The 13,143-nt window shown below is 41.3% G+C and carries 12 protein-coding genes; 11 read left to right on the forward strand and 1 reads right to left on the reverse strand.

What is annotated here, in order from left to right:
- Positions 1-7 precede the first annotated feature (7 nt).
- From msrB to LG369_RS02195, 6 genes are all read left to right on the forward strand, one after another.
- Positions 8-946 carry a peptide-methionine (R)-S-oxide reductase MsrB gene (msrB, locus tag LG369_RS02170; protein ID WP_225750095.1) on the forward strand — a complete coding sequence of 313 codons (939 nt, stop codon included), beginning with the start codon at positions 8-10 and terminating at the stop codon, positions 944-946.
- Positions 947-1,123: 177 nt separating this feature from the next.
- Positions 1,124-2,383 (forward strand): TRZ/ATZ family protein, encoded by a 1,260-nt coding sequence (locus LG369_RS02175; RefSeq protein WP_225750096.1) that lies wholly within the window; start codon positions 1,124-1,126, stop codon positions 2,381-2,383.
- 180 nt (positions 2,384-2,563) lie between these two features.
- Positions 2,564-3,659, forward strand: a protein-coding gene (gene prfB, locus LG369_RS02180) for a peptide chain release factor 2 (protein ID WP_142321362.1) whose coding sequence is annotated in 2 segments (ribosomal slippage) — positions 2,564-2,635 and positions 2,637-3,659 — 1,095 coding nt in all. Because the reading frame shifts where the segments join, the coding sequence is not laid out codon by codon here.
- A gap of 15 nt (positions 3,660-3,674) precedes the next feature.
- Positions 3,675-4,367 (forward strand): cell division ATP-binding protein FtsE, encoded by a 693-nt coding sequence (ftsE, locus tag LG369_RS02185; RefSeq protein WP_004251332.1) that lies wholly within the window; start codon positions 3,675-3,677, stop codon positions 4,365-4,367.
- Complete coding sequence (gene ftsX / locus LG369_RS02190) at positions 4,360-5,286, forward strand: permease-like cell division protein FtsX (protein ID WP_225750097.1); 927 nt, start codon at positions 4,360-4,362, stop codon at positions 5,284-5,286. Before ftsE ends, ftsX begins: the two co-directional genes overlap by 8 nt.
- Before the next feature lie 179 nt (positions 5,287-5,465).
- Complete coding sequence (locus tag LG369_RS02195; RefSeq protein WP_225750098.1) at positions 5,466-6,620, forward strand: MFS transporter; 1,155 nt, start codon at positions 5,466-5,468, stop codon at positions 6,618-6,620.
- 41 nt (positions 6,621-6,661) lie between these two features.
- On the opposite strand, the gene LG369_RS02200 is transcribed toward LG369_RS02195, so the two are convergent.
- Positions 6,662-7,282, reverse strand: a complete 621-nt coding sequence (locus LG369_RS02200; RefSeq protein ID WP_225750099.1) for a TVP38/TMEM64 family protein — start codon at positions 7,280-7,282, stop codon at positions 6,662-6,664.
- 136 nt (positions 7,283-7,418) lie between these two features.
- Here LG369_RS02200 and LG369_RS02205 point away from each other — a divergent pair, with 136 nt between their 5' ends.
- The 5 genes from LG369_RS02205 to LG369_RS02225 are packed head-to-tail and all read left to right on the forward strand — an operon-like array spanning position 7,419 to position 12,999.
- A complete protein-coding gene (locus tag LG369_RS02205) occupies positions 7,419-10,064 on the forward strand; it encodes a DEAD/DEAH box helicase family protein (protein WP_225750100.1) in 2,646 nt (881 codons plus the stop codon).
- 52 nt (positions 10,065-10,116) lie between these two features.
- On the forward strand, positions 10,117-10,446 hold the full coding sequence (locus LG369_RS02210; RefSeq protein WP_225750101.1) for a nucleotide pyrophosphohydrolase: 330 nt from the start codon (positions 10,117-10,119) through the stop codon (positions 10,444-10,446).
- 15 nt (positions 10,447-10,461) lie between these two features.
- Positions 10,462-12,192 (forward strand): DUF2075 domain-containing protein, encoded by a 1,731-nt coding sequence (locus tag LG369_RS02215; protein ID WP_225750102.1) that lies wholly within the window; start codon positions 10,462-10,464, stop codon positions 12,190-12,192.
- A 53-nt stretch (positions 12,193-12,245) separates the two neighbouring features.
- Entirely contained in the window at positions 12,246-12,650 is a 405-nt protein-coding gene (locus LG369_RS02220; RefSeq protein WP_225750486.1) for a YbgA family protein, read from the forward strand.
- The gene (locus LG369_RS02225) at positions 12,634-12,999 is read left to right on the forward strand and encodes a TIGR02328 family protein (RefSeq protein WP_225750103.1); all 366 of its coding nucleotides are present in this window, start codon (positions 12,634-12,636) and stop codon (positions 12,997-12,999) included. The genes LG369_RS02220 and LG369_RS02225 overlap by 17 nt, the downstream gene beginning before the upstream one ends.
- The last annotated feature ends 144 nt before the right edge of the window (positions 13,000-13,143 follow it).

Consider the following 13,143-nt stretch of genomic DNA (forward strand, 5'->3'; position numbering starts at 1 on the left):
ATTTGAAATGGCAGAAATATATCTAGCAGGCGGTTGTTTTTGGGGCTTAGAGGAATACTTTTCCCGTATTTCTGGAGTGTTGCAAACCAGTGTTGGTTATGCCAATGGTCAGATAGAAACCACCAATTATCAACTGATCAAAGAAACAGATCATGCAGAGACTGTTCAAGTTATTTATGATGAAAAGGTAGTTTCGCTCCGTGAGATTTTACTCTATTATTTCCGAGTTATCGATCCCCTTTCTGTCAACCAACAAGGCAATGACCGTGGTCGTCAATACCGCACAGGGATTTATTACCTAGAAGAAGCTGATCTACCAACGATCAATACAGTAGTTCGCGAGCAAGAACTCCTCATCGGTCGTAAAATAGCGGTAGAAGTGGAGAAGCTTCGTCACTATATCCTGGCTGAAGACTATCACCAAGACTACCTCAAGAAAAATCCTGGAGGCTATTGCCATATTGATGTGAGGGATGCGGAGAAACCACTGATTGATGCGGCCAACTATGAAAAACCTAGTCAGGCAGCTTTAAGAGAAAATTTGTCAGAAGAATCTTATAGAGTTACCCAAGAAGCAGCAACGGAAGCTCCATTTAGAAATGCTTACGACCAAACTTTTGAGGAAGGAATTTATGTCGATATCACGACTGGGGAGCCCCTCTTCTTTGCCAAGGATAAGTTTGCCTCAGGCTGTGGTTGGCCAAGTTTTAGTAGACCGATTTCTAAAGAGCTGATCCATTACTATCGTGACTTGAGTCACGGTATGGAGCGTATTGAAGTGCGGTCACGTTCGGGCAATGCCCACTTGGGACATGTCTTTACAGACGGACCTCAGGAACTAGGTGGTTTACGCTATTGTATCAATTCTGCTTCTTTACGATTCATTGCAAAGGATGAGATGGAAGAGGCTGGTTATGGCTACTTACTTCCATATTTGAACAAGTAAAAAAGATGGTGGTTTTTCCACCTTCTTCATTTTGGAAATAGAAGGGACTCATGAAACACTTACTTTCTTACTTTAAACCTCATAAACAATAAGAAAAGTTGCCTTCGGGTGACTTTTTTGTTACAATAGCTAGAAAATTATCCAGTATGAATACTTATATAGAAAAGGAGCCTAGGGATGAAAGTCTTTCAGCATGTAAATATCGTGACTTGTGACCAAGATTTCCACGTCTATTTGGATGGGATTTTGGCTATTAAAGAATCTCAAATCGTCTATGTCGGTCAGGAAAATCAAGAGATTCTTAAACAAGCAGATCAAATCATAGACTATCAGGGTGCCTGGATTATGCCTGGCTTGGTTAACTGCCATACTCACTCTGCCATGACAGGCTTGAGAGGTATTCGTGATGATAGTAATCTCCATGAATGGCTAGAGGACTATATCTGGCCAGCAGAAGCAGAATTCACACCAGAGATGACTACAAAGGCCGTCAAAGAGGCGCTAACAGAAATGCTCCAGTCTGGAACAACAACCTTCAACGACATGTACAATCCTAATGGAGTGGATATAACTGAGATTTATGAGGCAGTCAAGGCATCCAAGATGCGTTGTTATTTTTCTCCAACCCTCTTTTCTTCAGAATCTGAGACGACGGCTGAAACTATAGCCAGAACTCGATCTGTTATCGAGACAATCAAAGGCTACCAGGATACAAATTTCAAGGTGATGGTGGCTCCTCATTCGCCCTACAGTTGTAGTCGAGATTTGCTGGAGGCAAGTCTTGGGCTAGCAAAAGAAGAAAACATTCCTCTTCATATCCATGTTGCAGAAACACAGGAAGAGTCAGGCATTATCCTGAAACGCTATGGCAAACGCCCATTAGCCTTCCTAGATGAGCTCGGCTATTTAGATCATAAAGCTGTCTTTGCCCATGGTGTGGAGTTAAATGAAGCAGAGATTGCCCGCTTGGCAGATTCGCAAGTCGCTATCGCCCACAATCCTATCAGCAACCTCAAATTAGCCTCAGGGATTGCACCAGTCGTCCAACTTCAAAAAGCAGGAGTAGCAGTTGGTATTGCGACGGATTCAGTTGCTTCTAACAATAACCTGGATATGTTTGAGGAAGGGCGGACAGCAGCACTCTTACAGAAGATGAAGAGTGGCGATGCCAGCCAATTTCCAATTGAAACTGCCCTCAAGGCACTGACAATAGAGGGTGCTAAGGTGTTAGGAATGGAAGATGAGATTGGTAGTCTAGAAGTCGGCAAACAGGCTGATTTCCTCGTCATCCAACCTCAAGGAAAAATCCATCTTCAACCTCAAGAAAACATGCTATCTCACCTCGTTTATGCCGTCAAATCCAGTGATGTTAATGATGTCTATATCGCTGGTGAGCAAGTCGTAAAAGACGGACAAGTGTTGACGGTTAACTTGTAAAAAAGTAGTATAAATTCTCTAAATCTCACGGGAAAATTCTTGTGAGGTTTTTAAAATTTTGCTAGAAATCAGGCGAGTAGATGTCTTGCAGAAATATATTGATACTAAATTAGAAAAACACCTATTAGATAAAAAAAAAAAATTGTGGTATAATAATAAGATGCAAAAAAAGGAGTATCTATGGACATTTCAGAAATTCGTCAAAAAATTGATGCAAATCGTGAAAAATTAGCTTCTTTCAGGGGGTCTCTTTGACCTCGAAGGTTTAGAGGAAGAAATTGCCATTTTGGAAAACAAAATGACAGAACCTGATTTTTGGAACGATAATATTGCGGCCCAAAAAACGTCGCAAGAATTAAACGAACTCAAAAATACCTATAATACCTTCCACAAGATGGATGAGTTGCAGGATGAAGTTGAGATTTTACTGGACTTTTTGGCAGAGGACGAATCTGTGAAGGATGAGTTGGTTGAAAAACTCTCTGAGTTAGATCAGATGATGACTAGCTACGAAATGACACTTCTCTTGTCAGAGCCCTACGATCACAACAACGCCATCCTTGAAATCCATCCAGGTTCTGGGGGAACAGAGGCTCAAGACTGGGGCGATATGCTCCTTCGTATGTATACTCGCTATGGAAATGCCAAAGGCTTCAAGGTTGAGGTATTGGACTACCAAGCAGGTGATGAGGCAGGAATCAAGTCAGTAACCTTGTCTTTTGAAGGACCAAATGCTTATGGTCTTCTCAAGTCAGAGATGGGAGTTCACCGTTTGGTCCGTATCTCACCATTTGACTCTGCTAAACGTCGCCACACCTCATTTACTTCTGTAGAAGTTATGCCAGAGTTGGATGATACTATCGAAGTTGAAATCCGTGAGGATGATATCAAGATGGATACCTTCCGTTCAGGTGGAGCAGGTGGACAAAACGTCAACAAGGTTTCAACAGGTGTCCGCTTGACTCACATTCCGACAGGGATCGTCGTAGCATCAACCGTCGACCGTACTCAGTACGGAAACCGTGACCGTGCTATGAAGATGCTTCAGGCAAAACTCTACCAGATGGAGCAGGAAAAGAAAGCTGCTGAGGTAGACTCGCTCAAGGGTGAGAAAAAGGAAATTACATGGGGAAGCCAAATCCGCTCCTATGTATTTACGCCTTATACAATGGTAAAAGACCATCGTACCAACTTTGAAGTAGCGCAAGTAGATAAGGTAATGGATGGAGACCTAGATGGTTTCATCGATGCTTATCTGAAATGGCGTATCAGTTAAAAGAAAGGAAGTCACATGTCAATCATTGAAATGAGAGATGTTGTCAAAAAATATGACAACGGGACAACAGCCCTACGTGGCATCACTGTAAATATCGATGCAGGAGAATTTGCCTACATCGTAGGACCTTCAGGTGCTGGTAAATCAACTTTTATCCGTGCCTTGTATCGTGAGGTCAAAATCGACAAAGGAAGCTTGCAAGTTGCAGGTTATAACCTCGTTAAGATTAAAAAGAAAGATATTCCGTTCTTGCGTAGAAACGTTGGAGTAGTCTTTCAGGATTACAAACTTTTGCCAAAGAAAACCGTTTATGAGAACATTGCTTACGCCATGGAGGTTGTTGGTGAAAGTCGTCGTAACATCAAAAAACGTGTTATGGAAGTCTTGGACCTTGTCGGTTTGAAGCACAAGGTTCGTTCATTCCCGAATGAACTTTCAGGTGGTGAGCAACAACGTATCGCCATTGCGCGTGCTATTGTAAACAATCCTAAGGTTTTGATTGCCGACGAACCAACAGGAAACTTGGACCCAGATAACTCATGGGAAATCATGAACCTCTTGGAACGTATCAATCTTCAAGGGACAACTGTTTTGATGGCGACCCACAACAGCCAAATCGTAAATACCTTGCGCCACCGCGTTATTGCCATCGAGAATGGTCGCGTGGTACGTGATGAAGCGAAAGGAGAGTACGGATACGATGATTAGTAGATTTTTCCGCCATCTGTTCGAAGCTTTAAAGAGTTTAAAGCGTAATGGATGGATGACCATTGCTGCTGTCAGTTCAGTAATGATTACCTTGACCTTGGTTGCTATCTTTGCTTCAGTTATCTTCAATACTGCGAAATTAGCAACTGATATTGAAAACAACGTCCGCGTCATGGTTTATGTTCGTAAAGACGTTGAAGACAACAGTGAAACCATTGTAAAAGAAGGCCAGACAGTCACGAACAATGACTACCACAAGGTCTATAACGCCCTTAAAGCTCTGCCAGCTGTAAAAAATGTAACCTTCTCAAGTAAAGAAGAGCAGTACCAAAAGCTGACTGAAACTATGGGTGACGAGTGGAAGGTGTTTGAAGGAGATGCAAACCCTCTTCATGATGCCTACATCGTAGATACCAATTCACCAAGTGATGTAAAACCTGTAGCTGAAGAAGCTAAAAAGATTGAAGGTGTCTCTGAAGTTCAAGACGGTGGTGCCAATACCGAACGTCTCTTCAAGTTGGCTTCCTTCATCCGTGTATGGGGATTGGTCATCGCAGGACTCTTGATCTTCATCGCAGTCTTCTTGATTTCAAATACCATCCGTATTACTATCATTTCACGTAGCCGTGAAATCCAAATCATGCGTTTGGTTGGTGCCAAGAACGGTTATATCCGTGGCCCATTCTTGCTAGAAGGTGCCTTTATCGGATTGTTGGGAGCAGCTCTTCCGTCAGCATTGGTTTACTTTATCTATAACCGAGTGTTCCAATCTGTCAACCCATCCTTGGTTGGTCAAAACCTATCTTTGATTACACCGAATACCTTTATTCCAATGATGATCGGTCTCTTGTTCCTCATCGGAATCTGTATCGGTTCACTTGGTTCAGGAATCTCAATGCGTCGATTCTTGAAAATCTAAGTCACATAACTTGATAAAACACATAAAAAAGTGGGATGTCATCAAGACTTCACAGCTCTTGATGCCCCGCTTTTTCTTTTGGTCTTGGTGCTCAGTCGCTTGCCAATTTTAGGTAAAGAGTGTATGATAGGAAAGGACCTTTTTACTAATATGAAAAATGAACAATGAATGAGGAAAAGATGAAACAATTTTTGGAAAAAGTGAGCATACTCTCCCTATCGTTAGTATTGATCACATCGTTTTCAATTTCGAGTGCCCTACCTGCCATGTTTGACTATTATCAGGGCTATTCGACTGGTCAGGTCGAACTCTTGGTCAGCCTCCCATCCTTTGGGATTATGGCCATGCTTTTATTAAACGGAGTTCTAGAGCGTATTTTTCCTGAACGCCTCCAGTTGACCTTGGGACTTTTGATTTTATCAATCAGCGGAACAGCACCTTTCTGGTATCAGGGTTATTACTTTGTCTTTGCGACACGCTTTTTATTTGGGCTTGGAGTAGGAATGCTCAATGCCAAGGCTATCTCGATCATCAGTGAACGCTATCACGGGAAAACACGTATCCAGATGCTTGGTTTTCGTGGATCGGCTGAGGTAGTAGGAGCCTCTATCTTGACGCTGGCAGTCGGTCAGCTCTTAGCCTTTGGCTGGACAGCAACCTTCCTAGCCTATGCAGCTGGTCTAGTAGTTCTCGTACTCTTCCTTCTATTTGTCCCTTATGGAAATCCAGAAGTTCATGAGTCCAAGCATCAGACAGAAGAAGCAGTAAGATTGACTGCTTCTATGAAAAAGCTCATTTTCTTCCTTGCTATTGCAGCCGCAGTGATTGTATGTACCAATACGGCTATCACCTTCCGCATCCCTAGTCTCATGATTGAGGCAGGATTTGGAGATGCTCAGTTGTCCAGTTTGGTACTTAGTGCCATGCAGTTGATTGGGATTCTAGCTGGAATCAGCTTTTCTTTCCTGATATCGACCTTTAAGGAAAAACTTCTATTGGTCGCTGGTGTCACTTTTGGTATCGGGCAAATCATCATTGCTCTTTCCCCTTCACTCTGGGTGGTGGTTGCAGGTTCTATTCTGGGAGGATTTGCCTACAGCATCGCTCTGACGACAGTCTTTCAGTTGATATCTGAACGAATTCCTGCAAAACTCCTCAACAAAGCAACTTCCTATGCTGTTTTGGGATGTTCTTTTGGAGCATCATTAACACCCTTCGTTCTTTCAGGGATTAGCTTGGTGACTACGGATGGTCGAATGACCTTCATCATTCTAGGAGCATGGATGATTGCTACATCAGTCATTGTTTCCCTCTTATTGAAAAAAGAAGCCTAACAAAGAAAAACTCAAGGATGAATCCTTGAGTTTTTTGTCTATTAGCCAAACATCTGCCAAAAGTAATCGATGATGTAGGTCAAGCCATAGGTGTAAACGACCAGGGTAAAGGGTTTGGTCAGGATGATAATGGTCATATACCGCTTGAAGCTCATCTTGGTCAGGGCAGCCAACATGCAGAGAAAATCAGCTGGACTAACTGGCCAAATCATCATAAAGATAAAGAATCGGTCAAAGCGATTGCCCTCATCCAGCCAACCGATATACTTGTCATAGGTACGCTTGCTGACCATGGACTGGACAAAGGGTGCTCCGTAGAGACGGACTAAGTAAAAGATGATGGCACAACCAATGACAATACCGATATAGTTGTAAATGGTCCCGATGATATGTCCGTAGATAAAGACACCTGCAACGGAGGTAAGAGCTCCTGGAATGATAGGAACAACTGTCTGCAAAATCTGTAAAAAGATAAAGAGTGGTGGGCCCCAGACACCCGCCTGTTGGATAAAGGCAGATAGGGTTTCCTTGGAGTGCAAGATACCAGCCTGATAGGCCCAGATACAGAATATTACAGTAGCAACTCCACCGACGATGGAGGAAATATGAATGGCTTGCTGTAGAAGGGGAGAAACAGCTTTCATTTCTTTCTCGTGTGACATGTAAACTCCTCTTGTGTAGTATGATTCTACTATACCATATTTTAGGGAGAAAGACTACATGGGATACTTCATGTGACTTTGCCTCAAGTATGGTAAAATGGGAATAAGAAAATGGCAGCTTAGAATGAGGAAAATCATGTTAGGATTGAAGTTTAATGGCACTTGGCGCAACTACCAAAGACAGGTCTTGAATAACTTTCAGGAATATCAAACAGATGGCCATGTCCACTTGGTGGCAGCACCAGGTTCTGGGAAAACAACCATTGGTATCGAGTTGATTGCCCGCTTTGATAAGCCAGCTCTGGTTTTGGTGCCGACGGTTACCATTCGGGAACAATGGGTGGATAGGATTCGCCAGGCTTTTTTAGAGGATGAGGACCAGATTACAAGTCTCGTGTCTCAAAATCTCAAGGACATGAAGCAAATCACCATCGCCACCTACCAAGCCTTTCACAGTGCTATGCAACAGGTACAATCTCAAGAAGATAATGGCGAGGTTGAGGACTTTGTCGGCTTTGACCTGCTTGCCAGACTCAAGGAAAAGGGCGTTGAAACCCTCTGTCTGGATGAATGCCATCACTTGAGAAATGAATGGTGGAGAAGTTTAGAAGATTTCCGTAAAAACTACCCGCAACTGCAAGTCATCTCTCTCACAGCAACACCACCTTACGACAGTGAGCCAGAACTCTGGGAACGCTATCTCCAGATGTGTGGCGAGATTGACCAAGAAATCACAGTGCCAGAACTAGTCAAGGAAGATACCCTCTGCCCTCACCAGGACTTTGTCTATATCTGTTTTCCGACTAAGGAAGAGGACAAGCGCTTGGAAGAGTTTGAAGACACCAAGTGGCAGTATGTTAGTCAACTAGTCGATGATCCTGACTTCCAAGAGTTGATTCGGAGTTCCAAGGTTCTCAAAGGGGAAATTTCTGCGGATATGCTCCTTGAAGATCCCAAGTATCTCTCAGCACTCCTCATTTATCTACAGGCTCAAAAGCTGGAAATCCCCAAGTATCTACGAGATTTACTAGGTGCTGAAGGCTTGCCTGCTCTTAATTACTACTGGCTAGAAGTTCTCTTGCAAGGACTTCTCTATCAGACACCTGACTGGTATGAGGATCCGCAAGAGACAAAGAAAAAGATAGAAGCAGAACTGAAATCAAGAGGGTTGATTGAAAAACGTCAGGTTTTCTTGGTCAAATCCAAGGCCAATGACCAAATCCTCAACCAATCTCTAGGAAAACTAGCTGGCATTGCATCTATTTTTGAAACCGAGTATGCCAGTCTAGGAAAGGACTTGAGACAGTTGGTCTTGGCAGACTATATTCGCAAGGACTTTGCCAGTTATCTGGGAGATGACCAAGCCCCAATCACGCAATTAGGTGTCCTCCCTTACTTTGAAACCATTCGCCGAAGTGCGCAAAAACAAGGTCTTTCTGTCCCAATAGCAGTCCTTTCAGGTAGTGTCGTTATCATACCGGCCAGTGTCAAGGAAGAACTCGAAGCCCTCACCCCAAATACCAGCTTAAGCTTCTCTGCTATCGGAAAACTCGACCAAGGCGCCTATCTCCAAGTAGGATTTCCATCTAGCTTTAAGGGGATGGTCGCAGCAGTGACCGAACTCTTCCAACGTGGTTCTATCCAGGTCTTGGTCGGCACTAAGTCACTCTTGGGAGAAGGATGGGATGCACCTTGTGTCAACTCTCTCATCCTAGGAAGTTTTGTCGGAAGCTTTATGCTGAGTAATCAGATGCGAGGCCGTGCTATCCGTATCTGGCCAGGACATCCAGATAAGACCAGCAATATTTGGCACCTAGTAGCCATCAAACCTTACAAAAATCCAGCCTTTTCTAATGAAAATCAAGAAGAACAAGACCTCAATCCATATCAAGACCTGCAGACTCTTGCCCGTCGTATGGACCACTTCCTTGGCTTGTCCTATAAAGAAGATACCATCGAAACAGGTTTGGATCGCTTGAACTTCCCTGAGTTTCCATTTAAGAAAAAGAAACTCGAAGACTATAACGAGAAGATCAAGGAACTATCCAAGGATCGTGCCTCCCTTCGTAAAAAATGGCAGGACTCTCTCATCATTGCTGATAAGATCGAGATTGTCAATGAAGTAGCGACCGACAGTAAACGAATCCCTCTGCTTGCCCTAGCGGATGCTGAAAAGTGGCTTCGCTATGCTTTTATGGTATCTGCCATTAGTTTCCTAGCCTATGTCTTTAGACTAACCTTCTTTGCCTTGCCATGGTTGACAGCTCTTTGTGTCCTCTTCCTAGCTATTACAGCCTTTCGCTATTACAGTTACAAGAGTCCCTATAAACGCTTGCGCCAAATCGGTGAATCTATTCGCAAGGTCATGGTGACTGCGGGACATTTGTCTGATGACCAGTCGCGCGTGCAGGTCGATGAGGACAAGGAAAGCTTTAATGTTTTCGCCTATCTAAAAGGTGGAAGCATGCGAGACAAGGAGCTCTTTTCGAAGGTTTTAGGAGAATTCTTTGCGCCAGTGGACAATCAACGCTACCTCTTAGTAGCTCAAAAAGCACCAGCCGGCCAGTCCAAGTATTTCGTAGTCCCTAGTCTCTTTGAAAAACGCAAGGAAGATGCCCAGCTCTTCCAAAATGCCGTCGCACCACACATAGGCAACTACCAACTCGTCTATACCCGCAACGAAGCAGGCAGAAAAATCCTGCTCGAAGCCAGACTCAAATCCTTAGCCAATAAAAACGACCGCATCATCACCAAAAAGAAGGTTAAAAGTGCTTTGAAGTAGGAATATGATATAATAGTAAATAATTAAGATTAACAGATTGTGGAGAGTGAATATGCAATCAACCATTGATAAAATAAATAAATTTCGAGATGATAGAGATTGGAGAAAATTTCATAACGAAAAAGATTTAGCGATTTCAATTTCGATAGAAGCAAGTGAACTTTTGGAATTGTTCCAATGGAAACAACCTGAAGAAGTTACAGACAAATCTCTTGAAAGAATTAAAGAAGAGTTAGCAGATGTACTAATATACTCAATGATGTTAGCTGATAATTTAGATTTGAATATAGACAATATAATTGAAGAGAAATTAGAAAAAAATAATGAAAAATATCCAGTTTCTCGTAGTAAAGGAACGAATAAAAAATATACTGAATTCTAGTGTTAAGTAACTAATATGAGTAAAATATCTAAACCAGTAATTGAAGAAGTAAAATATGAAAGTGGCTCATTAGACACTTTACAGGAAACTTTAAAAATCAGTTTTCGTGATGAAAACAAGATGCTTTTATTTGAATATCCAACTCTGTATATCGTAAATGATAAAAATTCAGATGGATATAGTGTTTATGTAGGTGAAACCACAGATATTGTACGTCGTACAAATCAACATTTAGGTGAAATCAGAGAAGATTGGATGAAATTTTCAAAATCGAATACCACTAAAATGTTTGTTATAGGTCATCGTCACTTTAATAAGTCTTTGACACTTGATATAGAGAATAGACTAATGTTGTATTTGTCAAGTGTTGATAAGGTTTCAAGTATTCAAAATAGGCGAGGAAATCCTCAAAATAAATATTATACTTCTAATGAGATTGATGAAATTTTTACCAAGATTTGGCGTTCATTAAATAAGAAAAATCAGTATTTGTTTCCAGCTGAAAGTATTGTTAGAAATTCCGCAATTTTTAAATCTTCTCCTTTCCATAAATTAACCAATGAGCAAATAAAAGCAAAAAATGAAATCATTTTTAAAATTACTTCAGCACTGAGTAAGAGCGAGTTTGGAACTTTAATCTTGGTTAAAGGAGAAGCTGGTGCTGGTAAAACGGTACTAATGAGTTCTTTAATTGATGATTTATTGAATTCTGACGATACAGAATTTATAAGAGAAAATAATGCAATAAATCTAGTTGTCAATCATGACGACCAATTAAGTGTCTATAAAGAAATTGAGAAAAAACTTGAGTGGAAAAGTGGCTCAACTCTTGATGTTGCTATGAAACCAACCCAGTTTTTAAATGCATTGAAAAAACAAAATGTAGATGCTGGTGTAGTCGTTATTGACGAAGGACACTTACTTTTAACGGCAAAAAATCAAGCTTATCAAGGTGGTAATCATTTAAAGGATATTCTTTCAAAATCTAAAGTGGTCGTTCTAGTTTATGATGATAATCAAATAATGAATAAATCCCAAATATGGGTAGATGATTCATTTTTGACTTTACAACATCAAGCAATGGTTTCTGGTAATTTAATTGAATTAAATAATCAAATGCGTATAAAAGCTAGTGATTCAACAATTAGTTGGATTAGAAATATCATTGATAAAAGAGAAATTACCAAATTAAAAGAAGACAAGAACTATGATATACAAATATTTAATTCTCCGAAGGAATTACAGGATGCTATTAAATTAAAAGACAAGAATCAGCATTTAGGGATTTCTAGATTGACAGCAACTTATGATTGGGAATATAGTAGTCAATCTAAACCTAAAGATAAAGATTATTGGTGTGTGGAAATAGATGATTGGTCATGCCCGTGGAACAGAGAATTACCTAGAGATAAAAAATCCTCGAAACTATCTTGGATTGAGCAACCACAAACTATTAATGAAGTTGGTTCGACCTTTACAGTGCAAGGTTTTGATTTGAGTTACGCTGGGGTAATTATTGGTCCATCAGTTAAATACAGAGATGGTGAAATTAAGTTTGATATTTCTGCAAGTAAAAATAAAGGTGCGGTTCAAAATAGAAAAATTGAAAATGGTGAGATGAAGAACTTTGGTGAAGATCTTTTGAAAAATGAATTAAATGTTTTACTAACTAGAGGAGTCAATGGACTTTATATATACGCAGTAGATGAAGAACTTCAAGCAGCTTTAAAAGAGGCAATTTTATAAGTACATAATGTAATAAATAATGTTTTTGACTCAAACATGGTATAATGTCAGTTATGAATAACAACAACCAACGCGCCCTTTGTCAGCAACTCTGGGCGGAAAATAAATACCTTGTTTTGAGCCATTCCAGTAATATTTATAAGGATATTCGCCAGTATCTCAAGCAAGAAGTGGTGGAGCTGAGTCAGGTTCAAGAGATGATTGACCGTGCCTGCCAGATTCCAGAGCACAGGGGTCAGGTTTGCAATGCCTTTCAGCATATTTGGGGTTACTTCAAAAAGCAAGCCAGCCTTGATGAGCGCAAGGACTATATGCTCTTGCTGGATCGCTATCGCTTTGGTCAGGCTTCCAAGGAAGATTTGATTGCTAGGACTCGAGATTTGCTTGAGCGTTACCCAAATACTTATCTGCAACATTCGACCTTGCTGAAAGGAGACTCCCATGAGACTTTGGCATGAAGCTTTGATACCACAACTTCCCCGCCCGCAGCTCTTGGGACAACATCGAGAGTGCTGCGCCCTGCGTGGCAATGGCTGGGGCAGAAAGCATGCGACGGTTGACTATGTCTTTACCCACTCGCCCTATCGTCTCTATGCCTATCATCGCTTGATCATGGAGGAGATGGCTGGCCGTGGCTACAAGGTCAGTCCAGAGTGGCTGGACAAGAACTACCGAGGCAAGACCTGCCCTCCTTATCAAGACTTAGCTGAGGAAAAGCTGAATAGTCCTATCTATAGCGAGCATGACCATGCCTACTATGAGGAGTGTCTGGCAAATCTCCGTGACAAGGGGATAGAGCTGGAGTAAGAGTATGGATTAGCTCCACTTTATAACTCTTTTAGTAATTTTTTCGAATAATTAAAATAAGACCTTTAGAATGATTCTAAGGTCTTCTTTTATAAGTATTTGGATTTACTTTTAATAACTTTTAAGTTATAATTTAATTGAAAA

Origin of the sequence: Streptococcus sp. Marseille-Q4154, from assembly GCF_916700545.1 — a bacterium.
GTDB classification, from domain to species: Bacteria; Bacillota; Bacilli; order Lactobacillales; family Streptococcaceae; genus Streptococcus; species Streptococcus infantis_I.